The sequence below is a fragment of the Pseudoalteromonas ostreae genome (assembly GCF_018069805.1).
Lineage (GTDB): Bacteria > Pseudomonadota > Gammaproteobacteria > Enterobacterales > Alteromonadaceae > Pseudoalteromonas > Pseudoalteromonas ostreae.
The window spans coordinates 25544-44476 of sequence record NZ_JAGPYN010000027.1; the positions used below are offsets into that span (position 1 = coordinate 25544).

Below are 18933 nucleotides of genomic sequence, written 5' to 3' on the forward strand. Positions count from 1 at the left end.
AGTCACTTTGAAATTGTTTACTAAGTTATACGATATGGCATTAGTGTGGGCAAAACATCGCCACGCAGAGCGTTATTTAGCAGGGATGAGTTTTGCTGAATCGGTTATTTTTCCTATTCCACCGGATGTAATGCTCGCGCCGATGTCGCTTGCACAACCGAGCAAAGCATGGCGCTATGCTACTTTTGCTACAGTTGCTTCGGTGCTTGGCGGTATTTTAGGTTATTTGCTCGGATTTTGGTTATTTGAACCTGTAGTAGAGCCATTAATAGCGCAAATGGGTTGGCAAGAAAAGTTTAATACCGCTTTAAGCTGGTTTAAAGATTATGGCGTATGGGTGGTGTTTTTAGCCGGTTTTTCGCCAATACCCTATAAAGTATTTACTATTGGTGCAGGGCTTTTGCACATGGCGTTTTTACCTTTTTTATTAGCTTCTGCTGTCGGGCGTGGTGCGCGGTTCTTTTTAGTTTCAGCGCTAATGAAGTGGGGCGGAGTAAAAATGGAGCAAAAATTACGTCAATATGTTGAAGTACTTGGCTGGGGGGTAGTGATTTTAGTGGTGGTTGCATACTTTTTACTACGTTAAGCATCTAAATAACTACTTTTAGCACAAGGAGCAAAACACCATGAATAAACTGTACGTCTTCTATGTTACTTTATTTACAAGTGTTTTGCTCAGTGCCTGCTCATCTCGACATGCCCCAGCTCCGGTCAGTAGTTTAAATACCAGTGTTAAACCTTATACTAGTAAAGTAAATATTAACGGTGACCGCTACACGGTTAAAAAAGGCGATACGTTATACTCAATAGCCTTTAGCGCCCAGCAAGATTTCCGCACGTTAGCAAAAAATAATGCCATACCAGCCCCTTACATAATCCTCCCTGGGCAAATAATTTCTTTTAAAGGTGTACCTAAAAAAACAAAAAAGCGTAAAAAGTATACGAAATTGATAGAAAAGTCTACAAGTAAAATACAAAAAAATAACAAAAAATTAAAGAAAGAGCTTGATCAGCCAAAACAACGAGAGTATGTTCAAAAACAAGCCAATAGGAAAATTAGTAATAATAACAGTTTGTCCTCGACCCAAGTTAAGTGGTCGTGGCCAGCTAAAGGAACAGTAACTCAACGTTTTTCAACCAAGGAAAGCGGTTATAAAGGGTTACAAATTACTAATAAAAAAGGTGTCGCTGTTTTTGCCGCAGCACAAGGGACGGTCGTTTATGCGGGTAACGCACTTAGAGGATACGGTAATTTAATTATTTTGAAACATAATGATGATTATCTTAGTGCCTATGCACATAACTCAAAGTTGTTAGTTAAAGAAAAGCAGGATGTGAAAGCTGGGCAAAAAATAGCCGAGATTGGCAGTTCAGACTCTGACGTGACGGCATTGCGTTTTGAAATCCGTTATCGAGGACAAGCTGTTAATCCTGAGAAGTATTTGCCTTAGCTATCGGTCGGGTATTGATCATAGTGATATAAGTTCACTTGTTTGCTTGAGGGTACGCTCATGGGTAACACAGCAAAAATAGAGAAAACGAAAGATGCGATTGATGATAAATTTGATGATATAGCTGTAGCTGATACAGACTCCGAATTATTAGATGACGTCGATAAAGATGATGACAAAGAAGATGAAATATTTGCCAAAGAGGAAATCACTAAGAATTTAGATGCGACTCAGCTGTATTTAGGTGAAATTGGTTTTTCGCCATTATTAAGTGCTGAAGAAGAAGTCTTTTTTGCTCGCAAAGCATTGAAAGGCTGTAGCGCTTCTCGTAAACGAATGATTGAAAGTAATTTACGTTTAGTTGTTAAAATCGCCCGCCGTTATAATAATCGTGGCCTTGCGTTACTTGATTTAATTGAAGAAGGTAATCTTGGTTTGATCCGCGCCGTTGAAAAATTTGATCCTGAACGTGGTTTTAGATTTTCGACCTATGCGACTTGGTGGATCCGCCAAACAATTGAACGCGCCATCATGAATCAAACCCGCACAATTCGCTTACCAATCCATGTAGTGAAAGAACTTAACGTTTATTTACGCACCGCACGTGAACTAACGCAAAAGCTGGACCATGAGCCCACTGCCGAAGAAATTGCAGCGTGTTTAGACCGACCAGTTGAAGACGTAACTAAAATGCTGCGTTTAAACGAGAAAATCACCTCTGTAGATACACCTATTGGTGGTGAAAACGATAAAGCATTGTTAGATATTATTGCCGATGAAAAAGGCTTTGGCCCGGAAGGCGAAGTACAAAATAATGATATCAATAAGCACATTGTAGACTGGTTAGGTGAGCTTAATCCTAAGCAACGTGAAGTGCTTGCACGTCGTTTTGGTTTGTTAGGTTATGAGCCATCAACGCTTGAAGATGTGGGTCGTGAAATCGGTTTAACCCGTGAACGAGTAAGGCAAATTCAAGTAGAAGCACTGCGCCGCTTAAAAGATATTTTGCAGCATGAAGGATTAAGTACTGATAGCTTGTTTGATCAGTTTTCATAACACTGACTAATACAGCAATAGACGCAGCAAAAAGAAATACACACAGAAAATAATTATTAAAAAGCTGAAGAGCTAACTCTTCAGCTTTTTTTGTGGTTAGCTTTGAGCTCAAAGCAAGGCTTTTAACTTATAAAGTAGCGCGTGTGCTTGGCGCGGACTTAAGTCATCAATATCAATATCAGCAAGCTGGGTTTCCACTTGCGATGGTTCAGCTGCAAACAATGAGGGCTGTACTGCATTAATATCAGCAGTGACTGGCTGATGATTCTCCAGCATTTTAAGCTTTTGTTTTGCCTGCTTTATAACTGCTTTTGGCACCCCAGCTAAGGCCGCTACTTGCAAGCCAAAACTTTTACTTGCGGCACCATCAAGCACTGTATGCATAAAGGCAATAGTGTCGTTATGCTCTATTGCATCTAAATGAACATTTACCAATCCAGCTTGCTGCTCGGCTAGTTCGGTAAGTTCAAAATAATGGGTTGCGAATAAAGTTTTAGCGGATATTTTTGATGCTAAATGATCGGCTGTCGCATAAGCCAGTGATAGACCATCGTAGGTACTCGTCCCTCGGCCAATTTCATCCATTAACACCAGTGACTGCGCGGTAGCATTGTTTAAAATGGTGGCTGTTTCGGTCATTTCGACCATGAAGGTTGAGCGACCTGATGCTAAGTCATCACTGGCGCCAATACGTGTAAATATACGGTCGATATTACCAATTTTAGCGCTGTCTGCTGGCACAAAGCTACCAATGTGTGCCATTAACACAATCAGTGCAGTTTGGCGCATATAGGTTGATTTACCGCCCATATTTGGCCCTGTGATGATCAGCATTTTACGCTGAGCATTAAGTTCTACCGGGTTGGCGATGAATGGGTCTTTCATGACTTGTTCAACAACTGGGTGGCGGCCTTGCTTGATGCTAATATTGTCATTATCGCACAGTTCAGGTTTAGCATAATTAAGCGCAATAGCTCGCTCAGCTAAGTTATTTAGCACATCTAAATCTGCCAGTGCTGCCGCCATTATTTGTAGCTGTTCAATGTGCGGGGCAATAAATTCAAACAGTTGTTCGTAAAGTTGCTTTTCAAGCGCCAGAGCTTTTGATTGGCTACCTAACACTTTATCTTCATGCTCTTTAAGCTCTGGAATTATATAACGTTCGTTATTTTTAAGCGTTTGGCGACGAATATAATCAGCAGGCACTAAATGTGCGTTGGCACGACTTACTTCAATAAAAAAGCCATGCACACGGTTATAACCGATTTTAAGGGTGCTAATACCGGTGCGTTCACGCTCGCGCTGTTCGAGTTGTTCAAGAATGTCGGTAGCGCCTTGGCTGAGTGAACGCCATTCATCGAGTTCACTGTTGTAACCCGGTGCAATTACGCCACCATCACGAATAAGTACCGGTGGGTTTTCAATCACTGCTTGCTCAAGTAATTGCTGTAAATCAGGTAATTCAGGAGATTGCGCGATGATCTGACTAATGCGAGGATCGCTGGCATCAGTTAATAGCTCGTGCAGTGGAGCTAGGGCTTGCAGTGCGCTGCGCAGACGGGTTAAATCGCGCGGACGAGCGGTCCACAATGCTAAACGAGCAATAACACGCTCAATATCACCTATTTGTTTTAACGACTCATGTAGCTCACCACACAGCTGTACATCGATAATAGCACTTATCGCATTAAGGCGAGCGTTAAGCTCAGGTTTAGAACGTATTGGTGTATGAATACGACGCTTTAATAGTCGTGAACCCATCGCGGTTGCTGTTTTATCAAGTACTTGCGCTAAGGTGTTTTCAAAGCCACCAGAGAGGTTAACGGTCAACTCTAAATTTTTACGGGTAGCAGCATCTAAGATTACGGCATGTTCGTTATGTTCTAATGTGATGGCGCGAATATGGGGTAGAGCAATACGCTGCGTGTCTTTCACATATTGCATAAGGCAACCGGCAGCAACTAATGCAGCAGTTGCTTTATCAACCCCAAAACCGACTAAATCTTTGGTGCCAAACTGCTCGCATAATAAATGTTGTGCAGTGTCTAAGTCAAACTCCCATTCAGGGCGACGGCGAATACCTTTAATATGTTCAATCAAATGAAAGTTGGCAAAGTCTTCGCTATAGAGTAACTCTGCTGGTGCTAAGCGTTGTAAAGTTGAACTAAATGCTTCTTTAGTATTTACTTCAACAATATTAAAACGGCCTGAGTTAATATCTAAGTAAGCAATGCCATACACGCCTTTTTTACTTTGCCAAACGCTGGTCAGTAAATTATCTTGGCGCTCTTGTAATAGTGCTTCATCAGAAATGGTGCCAGGGGTAACAATGCGTACAACTTTGCGCTCAACAGGTCCTTTGCTGGTTGCAGGGTCGCCCACCTGTTCACAAATAGCGACGGATTCACCCATTTGTACCAAACGAGCTAAATAGTTCTCTACCGCATGATAAGGGACGCCTGCCATAGGAATAGGATCGCCGCCGGCTTTACCACGGTGAGTTTGTGAAATATCAAGCAGTTGTGCTGCACGTTTTGCATCATCAAAAAATAGCTCGTAAAAATCGCCCATGCGATAAAACAGTAAAATATCACGATGCTCAGATTTTATTTTTAGATACTGCTGCATCATCGGAGTTTGTTGACTTATATTGTGCGGTGCATAAAGATCGAACGACATGTATTTACCCAAAGGCTGAATATGGAATTACATCAAGAGATTAAAACACTTGCTGCGCAGTTAGGCGCTATTTTAACGGATAAACGCTTATGGATCACTAGTGCTGAATCATGTACTGGTGGTGGAGTGAGTTATGCGTTAACAGATACCCCTGGCAGCTCGGCTTATATTGACCGTGCATTTGTAACATACAGTAATCAAGCTAAGCAGGATTTACTAGGGGTTACAGAGCAAACCTTAACTTTATACGGCGCAGTGAGTGAGCAAACTGTTTTGCAAATGGCCGCGGGTGCGTGTAAGGCCGCAGGGGCCGATATTTCGGTTGCGGTATCGGGTATTGCAGGTCCAGGTGGTGGCAGTACAGAAAAACCAGTAGGTTTAGTATGGTTTTGTATTCAAATTGGCGAGAAACAGTATCCGAGCCAACAGATATTCGCAGGCGATAGAGCGCAAGTTAGGTTGCAAGCTATTGTTTACTCATTAAAAACCATTATAGAAAAGATAAATTAATAAAATTAGCTTGATACTGTGATTTCATACAGTATACTTGTCTGCATTAGCCGGATTTGGAGAGTAAAATGAACGATAACAAACAAAAAGCGTTGGACGCTGCTTTATCTCAAATTGAACGTCAATTTGGTAAAGGCTCAATCATGAAATTGGGTGACAATAAAGCGTTAGATATTGATGCTATATCAACAGGCTCTCTGGGCATTGATATCGCTTTAGGCATAGGTGGTTTACCTATGGGACGTATTGTTGAAATATATGGTCCTGAATCATCAGGTAAAACTACGCTAACTTTACAAGTTATCGCTGAAGCACAAAAAGAAGGTAAAACTTGTGCATTCGTTGATGCTGAGCATGCACTTGATCCAATTTATGCCCAAAAATTGGGTGTAAATATTGATGAGTTATTAGTTTCACAACCTGATACAGGTGAACAAGCACTTGAAATTTGCGACATGTTAGTTCGCTCAAGCGCGGTTGACGTGGTTGTTGTCGATTCGGTTGCTGCACTTACACCGAAAGCTGAAATTGAAGGCGACATGGGTGATTCACACATGGGCCTACAAGCACGTTTAATGTCACAAGCATTACGTAAGCTAACCGGTAATATCAAACGTTCAAACACTTTATGTATTTTCATTAACCAAATCCGTATGAAAATTGGTGTTATGTTTGGTAACCCAGAAACCACTACTGGTGGTAACGCACTTAAATTTTACGCGTCAGTACGTTTAGATATTCGTCGTATCGGTTCTGTTAAAGAGGGCGACGAAGTGGTGGGTAACGAAACCCGCGTTAAAGTGGTGAAAAACAAAGTGGCTCCGCCGTTTAAACAAGCTGAATTTATTATCATGTATGGTGAAGGCATCTCTAAACATGGTGAGCTGATTGACTTAGGTGTTAAGCATAAGATTGTTGAAAAAGCGGGGGCTTGGTATAGCTACAATGGCAGTAAAGTTGGCCAGGGTAAGTCTAATTCAATAAAGTTCTTAAAAGAGAACCCTGAAATTTCAGATGAGATCGAAGGCAAGTTACGTGATATGTTGTTATTAAAAACGACAATCAAGCCAGATGATATTGAAGATGCTTTACTAGCTGATGATGCTGAGCTTTAAAAGTATTGAATAAGCGCGATTTGACCCGCACTTAACATTAAAAAAGCCGCTAAATAATATTTAGCGGCTTTTATGTTTGCTCAACGAAACCTGTTTCGGTGGTATTGGTGGATCAGCGTGCAAAATAGCGCAACACTTAGTCATCCTATGCTGTGTTTGGGGGGAACAGGGAGCCTGTTTTTGTGCATGGGGAAGCCTGACACTTAAATTTGGTGTAATACTGATGGAATAGAATAAAACAGGAGCCGTATACGAAGCCCGCATGTACGATTATGTGAAAAAGGAGGGGAAAAGCCTCACCCTACTCGATAGTTTTCACTAGTCAGCTTTCACCTTTTCCTTACTTTACTTTAGAAGTATAGCCGTCCATTGACTTTTGTGCTTAAAATAATCACAATAGCGGCTTATTTTCAAGGTGCTTGTGGTTACTTTTCAAGGTTGTTGATTAAGTAAAGCAAGATAATCGGGAAGTTGGTGGCGTTTATAGGATATAAACGAAGTCCAACACTGCCCCCGCAACGGTGATACATATTTTTAGCTAAATTTATTAGCGAGTTATGTTAAGTCCGGAGACCGGCCTTGAAGTCAATTTACTATCACTTGTGCGGTGGGCGCGGGTCAGGGGATATCATGTTAAACAAATCTACTCTAGGCGTAGCAATTGCCGCTGCGTTGTCTTTTTCTGTGTCTGCAGAGCAATCAATTGAACGCCTGACGGTAACCGCTAATAAATTTGAGCAATCAATTACTGATGTACTTGCCAGTGTAACTGTTATTGAGCGCAGTGATATTGAAAAAAATAACTATCGAGACTTACCATCAATACTAAGCAACATTGCAGGTGTTGATATTGTACGCAACGGTGGCTTTGGTCAAAAGGCTGATGTATTTGTTCGTGGCGCTACGGCAAAGTATACCTTGGTGCTAGTTGATGGTGTGCGTGTCAGTGATGCAAGTTCTGGTAGCGTATCATTAACCAATATACCGGTTAACAGCATTGAGCGAGTTGAGATTGTAAAAGGTGCAAGGGCTGCAATTTATGGTTCTGATGCTGTCGCTGGTGTTATCAATATAATTACTCGTCAAGCAACTAATAATACACTATCTGCTACGTTGGGTACTGATAGCTATGAAAACTACCAGTTAGCAGGTGGGATTGTAAAAGATGCCGTTACCTTTAACTATAACTTAGGCTATGAAAATACTGACGGCTATGATGTAACAGGTAAAGATCCATCGCTAGCAGTAACAAAAGATCATGATGACGACGGTTATACCAATAAAAATATTGGTTTTAACTTAGCATATAAAACTGAAAATTCCGGTGTATTTAGTTTGCTAAGCCAGTATAGCGAAGGCCAAGGTGAGTATGATAACGCTTCTAGTAATGACGCATATGACTTTGAAAACTACACCGCTAAATTAGGCTGGGAAAAAAGCTCTGAGATTTATACACAAAGTACCTCTGTGAGTATTTCTCAAGAAGAAAATATTCAAACAGGTACCGATGAGCAGCAGGTTTACAGTACAGAGCGGGTTGAATTTGAATACAGTGGTTTATATACACTAACTAATACGGTTGATATTACCGGTGGTGTTAATTTTTTAAATGAAGACTTGTCAGGCTCTTCGGCGAAATCATCTGAAGAACAGCGTGATAACACAGCACTATTCGTTGGCGTATTTTATGATGATGATACTTGGTTAGGAAATGCAGTAGTAAGAACCGATGATTATGACTTTCATGGTCGTGCAAATACTTACACAACAGGTTTAGGCTATCGAGCAAATAAATACGTAACGCTACGGTTAAGTCATGGTACAGCCTTTAGAGCACCATCATTGATCAATGCATTTGTCACTGATAGCCAATGGTATGCCCCTAATAGTGATATTAAACCGGAAGAGTCAGTTAATAATGAATTTGGCGTTACTATAGATACGCAATGGGGTCGTTATGATATTGCCATTTTTGACAACAAGATCGATAACTTAATTACTAACGAATATGATGCAGACACAGGTAAATGGGTAGCAACTAATATTGATAAAGTGTCTATGCAGGGGATTGAATTATCAGCCGAGTTTGAAGGGTTTGGCTTTCAACATAATGTTAATTTGAGCTTATTAGATGCCAAAGATGAAACAACCAATACTGATTTACCGCGCAGACCCTCTGAAATGTTCAATTATACGCTTGGCAAAAGCTGGGGCGATTTTGATGCCAACTTAGTAATGCAATATCGTTCCTCGCGCCCATCAATCGCTTATTATGATACTGAATTAGCCGCTTACACAGTATTTAATTTATCAGCTAATTATCAAGTGATCGATGACCTCTCATTCCAAGCTCGCATCGAGAATATTACAGATAAAGACTACTTTACGGCAGGTACTGGGGTTACCGCTAATGGTGAATTACTTGGTTACAATGCAGCAGGACGACAGTTCTTTGTTGGCGCAAGCTACCTGTTCTGATCTCGTTCTAGCTTAAATAAAAAAGCCCGACACCTTTGCGTGTCGGGCTTTTTTATATTTAGATGAAAATGCTTATTTAGCACTTTGCTTAGTTTACTAAAAACTGTTTATAGTCTTTCTCAAACTTTTGCAGCTTAGGTGCAATCAATAAACTGCAATAGCGTTGATCAGGGTTTTCGTTGTAATAGTCTTGATGATACTGCTCTGCTGGGTAATATGTGGTTGCAGGGCTTACTTCGGTGACAATGCCTTCGCGTATTTGGCTTTGTAATTTTGCAATATATTGATTAGTTTGCGCTTGCTGCTCTGCACTGTGATAGTAAACAACACTGCGGTACTGTGTGCCTACATCATTGCCTTGGCGATTCAGCTGTGTAGCGTCGTGCAAAGTAAAAAACATTGCCAACAAGGTCTCAAAACTTATCTGTTTGCTATCAAATTCGATATTAACGACTTCAGCATGGCCTGTAAGCCCCGTACATATTTGTTTATAGGTTGGATCCGTTGTTTCGCCACCAGTGTAACCAGAGCTTACTTGTAAAACGCCTTTTATGCGTCTAAATGCTGCATCGATACACCAAAAACAGCCGCCACCAAAGGTTGCAGTTTGAATGTCTGTACTCATATATGTACTCCTAAAAACGTTAAGTTACGCAGATGTTCTAGCCTAGCAGAAGAACGACAAAGACGGTGTTTTATTTCATGAGTTAGAGCGAGGAAAGAGTAGAAGCGTTGCTGCACGGTGCAGCAACGCTATAAGTCAGTTAAAGCTCTTTTAGCGGTCTTTCAGCTTCTTGTTGGTTGAGCTTTTGTTGTAAAAACTCAGGAGACTGAGTATTGCGAGCCAGCGCATAGTACGCCGCAGGAACAACAAATAGCGTAAGTATGGTTGCTACAATAACGCCAGTAAACACCACTACACCAATTACCATACGGCTTTCTGCACCAGGGCCTGAGGCTAGCACTAATGGCACCGCACTCATTACCGTAGTCAAAGAGGTCATAATAATTGGTCGCAATCTTTGGGTTGCTGCTTGTAAAATAGCTTCACTAAACTCTACGCCTTTATCGCGCAATTGATTGGTAAATTCGACAATCAATATACCGTTTTTAGCACTAAGGCCAATCAGCATTACAATGCCTATTTGGCTATAAATATTTATGGTTAGTCCTGTAGCCCATAAACCAAACATTGCGCCCATCATACCAAGTGGCACAGTGAGCATGATCACAAAGGGGTGCATAAAACTTTCAAATTGCGCCGCTAGCACTAAGAAAGTAACGGTAAGCGCCAAAATAAACACGTAGGTCATTGCCGAAGCGCCTTCGTAGAATAATTGTGATTCACCTTTATAATCAATGGCGCCATCAATATCGTTTTCTTCCATTGCCACTTTATTTAAAAAGTTAAGCGCTTCTTCAAGGGTGTAACCATCGGCGAGGTTAGCGCTCAAAGTAATAGCACGCATTCGGTTGTAACGATTTAGCCTTGATGCAGTGGCTTCTTCTTTTAAGCTAATTAAGCTATCAAGGGGAACTAGTTCATCACTGCGTGATTTTAAGTAAATATTTGATATATCAGTAGGATCAGCAAAGTCAGCTTTGGTGCCCTTTAATATCACATCGTATTCTTCACCACGGTCAATAAAGGTGGTAACACGGCGTTGCCCTAACATGGTTTCAAGGGTGCGGCCAACATCCGAAACTGAAATCCCTAAATCCGCCGCTTTGTTTTTATCAATACTGATCAAAAATTGCGGAAAGGTTTCTTTGTAGTCATGGTCAATACGTACCAGCCCTGGATTTTTCTCTGCACGTTCAATGATCCGGTCTCGCCAATCAGCTAATTGTGCATAATCATTTCCTTGCAGGACAAACTCAATGGGCCGTGATGAGCCACCGCCACCAATACCACGACGCATAATAGCAAAAGCGCGCACATCGGTGACTTCAGTCATTTTTGCGCTGATCTCATCCATTACTTGCCAAGTTGAACGTTTACGTTCATCCCAGTCTGCCATACCAACAATTGCCACACCACCGCTGCCACCCCAGCCAGGTACGCGTACCAGCACTCGACTTAGTTCGCCCGCTTCGGAATAAGGCATTAAACGTTCTTCAATTTTTGCCATGTTAGCGGCGTTATTTTCATAACTTGCCCCTTCAGGGCCACTCATCATGATAAAGAAAGTACCACGGTCTTCTTTTGGCGTAAGTTCTGAAGGAATTTGTTGGAACAATAAATAACTAACAAAACCAGCCAGCAGTAAGGTGATCGTTAAACCACCAGAACGGGTTATATTTGAGCGTAATGTATTTTTATAGCTTTGTTCAATCTTGTCAAAAATACGATCCATCCATTGGCTGAATTTACTCTCTTTTGAGGAGGGCTTAAGGATTAATGAACACAACGCTGGCGAGAGTGTTAATGCGGTAATGCTTGAGAAGAATACCGCAGCGCTGACGGCCATCGCAAACTCGGTAAATAATGCGCCGATACGGCCATCCATAAATACCAAGGGCACGAACACCGAGATCAGCACTAAGGTGGTGGCAATAATTGCAAAGCCAACCTCTCGGGCGCCACGATAAGCGGCTAGTAGGGCAGGTTCGCCTAGCTCGATACGCCGGTGAATGTTTTCTAGCATTACAATCGCGTCATCAACAACCAAGCCAATTGCTAGTACCAGCGCCAGTAGTGTCAATAAGTTAATTGAATAACCCATCGCCAGTAAGAACATAAAGCTACCAACTAACGCCACTGGGACTGTTACCGCTGGGATCAAGGTAGCGCGAATGTTCCCTAAAAATAAGAAGATAATTAATACCACCAAAGCCATTGAAATAGCCAAGGTACTGTAAACCTCGTTAATCGATTCTTTAATAAATATTGACGAGTCATAGCTGTCTTGAATAGTGGTGCCTTCTGGCAGATTACGTTTGATTTTTTCAAGTTCAGCACGGGCATTATCGACCACAGTAAGTGTATTGGCCTTAGCTTGTTTAACAATACCAAGGCCAACCATGTTGCGGCCATTACCACGGAATAAGCTTTCATCGTCAGCGGCTTCTAAGTTTACATCAGCAACTTCACCAAGACGAACTAAGTAACCATCGTCACCACGTTTAATTACCAAGTTTTTAAAGTCACGCTGCTCTTTATAACTACGCGCTGTTCGTACTGTAAAATCACGGTCGATAGATTCAATTTCACCAGCTGGTAGCTCAACATTTTCAGTTCGTAGGGTGTTTTCTATGTCGCTACTGGTTATGCCACGAGCAGCCATTGCTTGGCGGTTGAGCCAAATTTTCATGGCATATTTACGTTCACCACCAACACGCACATTGGAAACACCATCTACCACAGCTAAACGGTCGACAATAAAGCGCTGTGCATAATCAGATAGTTGCAATGAATCCATGGTGTCACTATTGAGTAAAAACCATGCAATAGGGCTTTCATCACTGTTAGATTTAGATACTTCTGGCGGGCGTACTTGCTCGGGTAGACTATCAAGTGCGCGTGCTACACGTTCACGGACATCGTTTGATGCGGCATCAATATCACGGCTGATATTAAATTCAATGGTAATATTTGAGCGACCATTTCTACTTGATGAATTAATGCTTTTAATGCCTTCAATACCGGAAATACGGTTTTCCAGCACTTGGGTAATTTTTGTTTCAATGATCTCGGCTGACGCTCCCGTATATTCAGTGCTTACACTGACTATGGGTGATTCAATATCAGGATATTCGCGCAGCGGTAACATCGAAAAAGCCACTAAACCAAAGGTTAGTAACAATAGGTTAATTACAATCGCAAAAACGGGGCGTTTGACACTGGTATCAGTAATTTTCACGGTTTACCCCTTCACAGACACTTTGCTACCAGAACGAATTTTAATAATTCCTTCTGTAACAATTTGCTGCCCATTACTAATACCTTCATCAATGGCAACCCAGCCATTGTGACGACCTGCAACGTGAACCTCTACTTTGGTGGCTATTCCGTCTTCAATTTGAAAAACATAATGTTTATCTTGTTGTGGGATCACCGCTTTTTCTGGCACCATCATGGCTTGGTTAGAGCTCAATTGCAGGGCCGTATTAAGCAACATGCCAGGGCGTAATAAGCCACTTTTATTCGCGAAGCTGGCTGTGACTTCAACACTACGAGTAATTGCATCAATACGCGTACTAACGTGGGTTACTTTACCGGTGAATGTTTGTTCTGGGTAAGCATCATTTTGAGTCATAACTTTCATGCCAACGTTTAATTGCGCTAGGTATTTTTCCGGAACTTTAAAATCGACTTTAATTATGCTGATATCATCTAAACTGGTAATTGTGGTGCTGTTATTTACATAGGCACCAATTGAAATTTGACGCTTACCTAAAATGCCTGAAAAAGGTGCTGTAATGGTCATTTCAGATAGTTTTGTTTTGGCATTTTCTAACTGTGCTTCGGTGGCATCAACACGAGAAAGTTGTTCTTCTAATAATGATTTTGCGGTTGCCTGTGAGCGGGAGAGCTCAGTTAAGCGCTCAAGTTGACGTTTTTCTTCGCGTAAGTTAATTGCCAGCTCTTTTACTGTCAGCTCTTCTTGTAACGATTGTAATTGTACGAGCTTTTGACCTTTACTGACTAAGTCACCATCTTTAAAATAAATGTTAGTTACGTAATCATTTTGTGCGCTTTGTATATAAATTGCTTGATTTGCGCGTGCACTGCCGATAGCCTCTATGAGGACGGCATTTTCTTCACTTACAACAGTGTGAGCGGTTACTTGCGTTGTTTTTTTTGTGAAGTTAGATTGCTCACCTTGGCTGCTTGGGAAATAAAGATAAACACATAGCCCCAGAAGTAGAGTAATAATAAATGGAAATAGCGCTTTGCCAGATTGCTTTGCATACATTGTTAAAAATACCGGAAAATTAATTGCCTCTAGTGTACAAAATTACAGCGTGAATTGGCGGCCGCGTATCTCATAAATCTGTTGGTTAGGCGTAAAAGTTAAGTTTTTTTCAGTTAGTTCCTATTTTATGTTTGTGTATGAGAGAGTTATGAAGTTAGCAACTAAATGTCCGCGTTGTATGAAAGTACGTAAATTGATAATTTGGACTATAATTATGTACGTTTTTTATATTGTTTTTTATCGTTATGGTTAAACGCAAAAACACAGTTTTGAAATTGCGTGCACAAGGAGCGCGCAATGGTATCGAAATTCTCACCGTTGGTGCGGTGGGGCTTATATTCACTATGTTATTTAATTTGTTACGGCCCGGAGAAATTAGCATTTTCGAAATTTTTTTAGTGAGTTTATGCGTGGTTGCCATTTTTATTGGTTTTTTAAAAACGCAAGAACCATTTTATAGTTTAGTTATTACAGAACAAGAACTTACTTATCAGCACAAATATGGCTATTGGTGTATTAAACATGCAAACATCCACCACAGTGGGATTCCTAAAGTAGAACAACAGCTTGAACAACTTGAGTTAAATGCAGTAGGTATTAAACTTAACGACACTGATGAATTTTTATTACAATTAGCACCAAGAATTGCTGGTAAATTATTGATCGAACAACGACATTTATTTATACAAGTGGTTCAAAAACATTGCAAAAATGGCAATTGCCCATCAGAATGGTTAATTGAGGATAATTATTATACTTCAGTGAATGGTCGCAGTTTTAATGGCTTGATAGCCATGTTTGCCAATAGGATGCGACATCTTCGGCAATTAACAGGATATGATTTACTGTTACCCGCAAGTGTATTAGATAGAAGTATTTGGGATTTTAGTCATAGCTTAAATGCATGGCGGAATAACCCAGTCGTATTTATAGAATCTCAATTAGAGAGTAAAACGCCTGAAAATAGGCGTTAGTTAGTAGGATGAAGCGATGAGTCAAGATAGATCTTTTATAAAAAGTGGTCGAAATACCATAATCCATAAAGATAAAAAACTCGATTTAGTGATCGTGAATTCTGAAGTGCACCCAAGAATCAAGGTAACTCCACATGGTTTAGAGCCATTTAAAGAAGAGCTACCAAAAAATCGTCGCGAAGCTAAAGAGCGCTACCTCGATATGGTTTACATAGGTAGTGCTGATGTATTTGGTGAAGAGAAACGCTTGCTGTTTATTCAGGCGCTGGATGGTCGCGAGTATAAGGTCGATTATAGTAAAATAGGCACAAAGTTATTTGTCCGCATTCACCAAGATAGCTATTTATAACACTGTTTTTTTCATCTGGTATTGTTGTTGCCAAATTTATTGATTGGCGTGGCTATTATTAAAGCTACGTAATTTCAGTTTTAAATGAGGAACTAGTGCATGAAACCCCTTTTCATGGTTTTACCGTTGTTTGCTGTATTAACAGCATGCGGAGGTGGAGGCGGCAACGATAATCCTGTGGTTGCAGCATCTGTATTTGCTGGCGATGATCAGCGTATTATTGAAAAAAGTGAATTTACTATTGAAGCTAAAGGGTCGCCCACAGATGGTAGCTTTACCTGGCAGCGAGTAAGTGGACCAATTATTGCTGATTTCCCCCTTGTTGGTGCGCAACAAACAATTACGGCTCCAGATATAAAAGCAAACAGCGAGCTATTACTGCGCGTTAGTTATCAAACTATCGATGGTCAATTAGTCAGTGATGACTTGCTGATTGAAATTGAGTCAAATAATCAACTTCCGCAAGTGATTGTTACTCAAACAGCACCAGAAACATTACCTTCTGATTATAAAGATATAATTACTCTTAGCGCAGCAAGCTCGATAGATCCAGATGAAAATGGACAAATTAATAGCTACAACTGGCAACAGATTGTAGGGCCAACGCTTGCAGTAGATAATAATAGCAACGCGACAATTAGTTTCTCGCATCCGTTACTCGATACTAATACCTTGATCACTTGGTTAATAACAGTGGTGGACGATGAGGGGGGGGAGTCTAACACGCAGTATTCTCATACCCTAAACAAAACCAGCGAAGTGATCATCGCTAATGCAGGTGTCGATCAGAGTGTTGTTGAGCTGGATAAAGTCACCTTAGATGCCACAGCATCAGAAACTGTGACCGAAACATTTAAGTGTTTTTGGCAGCAAACCGCTGGCACAGTGGTGCTTGATAACCAGCAGCAATGTATTACTTCTTTCACAGCACCGGCAACAGAGGCAGTCAACACCCATACTTTTGAAGTAACCGTGACTGATAGCAAAGGGCGCACAGCTAAAGATAGTGTTGATATTGTCGTTAACTCAAAGGCATTGGGTCTAATCAATGATACAGGGATGAGCAAGTGTTATAACAATACCCAAGAAATAGCCTGTACAAGCACCGATTTTCCTCGTCAAGATGCCTCTGTTGGTCGCGATAGTGGCGTTGGATCACATATCGAAAAAGTGGGTCGAGGTGAGCAGGCTTTTGACTTGACAAAACTTAATCAGTTTGCCGATGAGTTGTTAGATAGCGCCGCTAATTTTAGCTGTATTCGCGATAACGTTACGGGTCTGATTTGGGAAGTAAAAAGTCCTAATACAGGCACTTTGCCAAATACGGCTTTGCGTGAAGGACAAAATCATTATACTTGGTATTTAACCAATGAAGATGGTGTGCAAACGGGGAGTAGTCCAGGTACGCCTAACAGTACCTGCCCAAGTAATAGTAACTGTAATTTGCAAGTGTACGTTAATGCAGTAAATGCTCTTGATTACTGTGGCGGTACTAATTGGCGAGTGCCTAGCTATACTGAGCTGTTAACGCTACTTAATTATGGTAAGCATGGACAATCAATATTACTTGATGAAAACTACTTTCCCAATACACCTAATAGTAACTTACTCGCGGATGGACTCATTTATTGGACCTCACAAACCGCAGTCGATGGGACTAGCTTATCGCAAGCGTATATTTTTGATATGAGCGACGGGAACGATTTGGCTTATCCAAAGAGTAATACCGCGTTTGTTCGGTTAGTAAGAACGGCAGGAGCAACACAATGAAATCATTATTAATTGGCTTATTGTTGGTGACTCCTACAGTAATGGCTGTGTGCTATGAAGGCGTAGCGCAAACGACACCTAGTACACGCTTCACTGTAAATTCAGATGGAACTGTCAGTGACAGTGTTACAGGACTTATGTGGCAAACCTGTAGTTATGGACAAGGTTATGATGCCACAACCACTGGCTGTATTAATAGTGCTGTAAAAGTAAACTGGCAAGAGGCGCTAAGAGCCGCAGTGAATGACCGAACCGGTGCATATACAGATTGGCAAGTACCTAATAATAAAGAGCTTGCTAGTATTTTAGAGCACAGCTGTGTTACCCCAAGTATTAATCAATCTGTATTTTTAGGTAATAAAAGTGAAAACTATTGGACAAATACTTCAGGTATTGCCGATAAAACTTCAGCGTGGGTATACACCTTTGACAGAGGCCTTAACAGTTTGCACGATAAAACCTCGTTTGTGTACCTACGCTTGGTTCGTTATGAAAAGTAGCGAGCTTAGTTAATTTAAATACTGCTGAAATACCTCTAACCGCGCTTGTTCTAGCGCGGTTTTTATTTCAGCACCTTTTATACCTTGGATAATAAATTGCTGTGGGTTAATTGCTCTTGCCGTTTTGGTTGCTGTTAATAATTGTTGTTGGTTGGTCAGAGGGACTGCTTGATTAACCTCAATAGCTCTAAGTACTTCGTCAAATCGTTCAGGGCGGCGCCATAAATCGAGTTGATTGCAGCAATCGAGTAATTGCTCTGCGGTAATTGTTTGGCTAGTTAAGGTTGCTTGGTGGGCATTGAGTTGTAATGCGAGGTCGCGTACGTCATTGGGAAGGCGAATCGTTTGGCTAACTGCTTTTATGTCATCGGCGGTTAACGAGCTGGTGGCTTGTGCAAATAATAGTGGCTGATCGGTGATATTTTGGCTTTGTGCGTAAGCGTAACGGGTTTTTAGTTGTTGATATAACTCATCGCTCCACTTACCTGCTAAGGCTGGGCTGATAGCACTAAGCGCACCTAACTGGGCTAAAATATTCAAAAACTCAGCAAATGCGCTATCCGTTAATGACTTTTCACATTCAAGCCAAATTCGTTCTGCGGTGAGTGTTTGTAACTCACCTTGGTTGATCATCTGTGTTAGCAATTGCCGGGTTTCTTCGGCAATGGTAAAACCAAGATAATGATAACGAGCTGCAAAACGGGCAACGCGTAATATACGTAGAGGATCTTCGCTAAATGCGTCAGATACATGGCGCAAAATGCGGTTGTCTAAATCTTGCTTGCCGCCATAAGGATCAATTAAGTTGCCATCGTGTGCTTTTGCAATGGCGTTAACGGTTAAATCGCGGCGGCGCAAATCGTCTTCTAAGGTGACATCTGCTGAAAACTCGCAGACAAAGCCGCTGTAACCTTGACCTTGTTTTCGCTCAGTACGAGCTAGTGCGTATTCCTCTTTAGTTTTTGGGTGCAAAAATACCGGAAAGTCTTTACCGACTTGTTGATAGCCTTGCTTGAGTAGTTGCTCAGGAGTTGCCCCTACTACCACATAATCGCGCTCTTTAATAACTCGTCCAAGTAGTTCATCGCGAACCGCGCCACCGACCAAATAAACTTGCATAACTTCCCCTGAA

At 41.2% G+C, this 18933-nt stretch carries 15 protein-coding genes and 1 riboswitch; of the genes, 10 read left to right on the forward strand and 5 right to left on the reverse strand.

Annotation, left to right across the window (positions count from 1 at the left end):
- Positions 1–7 precede the first annotated feature (7 nt).
- The 3 genes from J7338_RS17690 to rpoS are packed head-to-tail and all read left to right on the forward strand — an operon-like array spanning position 8 to position 2507.
- A complete protein-coding gene (locus tag J7338_RS17690; protein WP_145235276.1) occupies positions 8–586 on the forward strand; it encodes a YqaA family protein in 579 nt (192 codons plus the stop codon).
- A gap of 40 nt (positions 587–626) precedes the next feature.
- Complete coding sequence (locus J7338_RS17695) at positions 627–1451, forward strand: peptidoglycan DD-metalloendopeptidase family protein (protein ID WP_210798282.1); 825 nt, start codon at positions 627–629, stop codon at positions 1449–1451.
- A gap of 60 nt (positions 1452–1511) precedes the next feature.
- Positions 1512–2507: an RNA polymerase sigma factor RpoS gene (gene rpoS / locus J7338_RS17700; RefSeq protein ID WP_145235280.1), complete on the forward strand. Its 996-nt coding sequence runs from the start codon at positions 1512–1514 to the stop codon at positions 2505–2507.
- A gap of 108 nt (positions 2508–2615) precedes the next feature.
- Here rpoS and mutS read toward each other — a convergent pair whose 3' ends face one another.
- Positions 2616–5186 (reverse strand): DNA mismatch repair protein MutS, encoded by a 2571-nt coding sequence (gene mutS, locus J7338_RS17705; RefSeq protein WP_210798283.1) that lies wholly within the window; start codon positions 5184–5186, stop codon positions 2616–2618.
- Positions 5187–5207: 21 nt separating this feature from the next.
- On the opposite strand from mutS, the gene J7338_RS17710 reads away from it, so the two are divergent.
- From J7338_RS17710 to J7338_RS17720, 3 genes are all read left to right on the forward strand, one after another.
- Entirely contained in the window at positions 5208–5696 is a 489-nt protein-coding gene (locus tag J7338_RS17710) for a CinA family protein (RefSeq protein WP_145235284.1), read from the forward strand.
- A gap of 68 nt (positions 5697–5764) precedes the next feature.
- Positions 5765–6811 (forward strand): recombinase RecA, encoded by a 1047-nt coding sequence (recA, locus tag J7338_RS17715; RefSeq protein ID WP_210798284.1) that lies wholly within the window; start codon positions 5765–5767, stop codon positions 6809–6811.
- A 418-nt stretch (positions 6812–7229) separates the two neighbouring features.
- Positions 7230–7407: riboswitch (cobalamin riboswitch) on the forward strand.
- 34 nt (positions 7408–7441) lie between these two features.
- Positions 7442–9289, forward strand: a complete 1848-nt coding sequence (locus tag J7338_RS17720; RefSeq protein WP_210798285.1) for a TonB-dependent receptor domain-containing protein — start codon at positions 7442–7444, stop codon at positions 9287–9289.
- A gap of 88 nt (positions 9290–9377) precedes the next feature.
- Here the strand turns inward: J7338_RS17720 and msrA are convergent, their stop codons facing one another.
- The 3 genes from msrA to J7338_RS17735 form a co-directional block, all read right to left on the reverse strand.
- Positions 9378–9914 (reverse strand): peptide-methionine (S)-S-oxide reductase MsrA, encoded by a 537-nt coding sequence (gene msrA / locus J7338_RS17725; protein ID WP_210798286.1) that lies wholly within the window; start codon positions 9912–9914, stop codon positions 9378–9380.
- A gap of 139 nt (positions 9915–10053) precedes the next feature.
- A complete protein-coding gene (locus J7338_RS17730; RefSeq protein WP_210798287.1) occupies positions 10054–13152 on the reverse strand; it encodes an efflux RND transporter permease subunit in 3099 nt (1032 codons plus the stop codon).
- Positions 13153–13155: 3 nt separating this feature from the next.
- Positions 13156–14208: an efflux RND transporter periplasmic adaptor subunit gene (locus J7338_RS17735; RefSeq protein WP_210798288.1), complete on the reverse strand. Its 1053-nt coding sequence runs from the start codon at positions 14206–14208 to the stop codon at positions 13156–13158.
- A 245-nt stretch (positions 14209–14453) separates the two neighbouring features.
- Here J7338_RS17735 and J7338_RS17740 point away from each other — a divergent pair, with 245 nt between their 5' ends.
- The 4 genes from J7338_RS17740 to J7338_RS17755 all read left to right on the forward strand — a co-directional run bounded on the left by J7338_RS17740 (position 14454) and on the right by J7338_RS17755 (position 17801).
- A complete protein-coding gene (locus tag J7338_RS17740) occupies positions 14454–15182 on the forward strand; it encodes a DUF2982 domain-containing protein (RefSeq protein ID WP_210798289.1) in 729 nt (242 codons plus the stop codon).
- 16 nt (positions 15183–15198) lie between these two features.
- Positions 15199–15531: a hypothetical protein gene (locus J7338_RS17745; protein WP_210798290.1), complete on the forward strand. Its 333-nt coding sequence runs from the start codon at positions 15199–15201 to the stop codon at positions 15529–15531.
- 99 nt (positions 15532–15630) lie between these two features.
- The gene (locus J7338_RS17750) at positions 15631–17301 is read left to right on the forward strand and encodes an Lcl C-terminal domain-containing protein (protein ID WP_210798291.1); all 1671 of its coding nucleotides are present in this window, start codon (positions 15631–15633) and stop codon (positions 17299–17301) included.
- Complete coding sequence (locus J7338_RS17755) at positions 17298–17801, forward strand: Lcl C-terminal domain-containing protein (RefSeq protein WP_210798292.1); 504 nt, start codon at positions 17298–17300, stop codon at positions 17799–17801. Before J7338_RS17750 ends, J7338_RS17755 begins: the two co-directional genes overlap by 4 nt.
- 9 nt (positions 17802–17810) lie before the next feature.
- On the opposite strand, the gene J7338_RS17760 is transcribed toward J7338_RS17755, so the two are convergent.
- Entirely contained in the window at positions 17811–18920 is a 1110-nt protein-coding gene (locus J7338_RS17760; RefSeq protein ID WP_210798293.1) for a tRNA nucleotidyltransferase/poly(A) polymerase-related protein, read from the reverse strand.
- Positions 18921–18933: the final 13 nt, after the last annotated feature.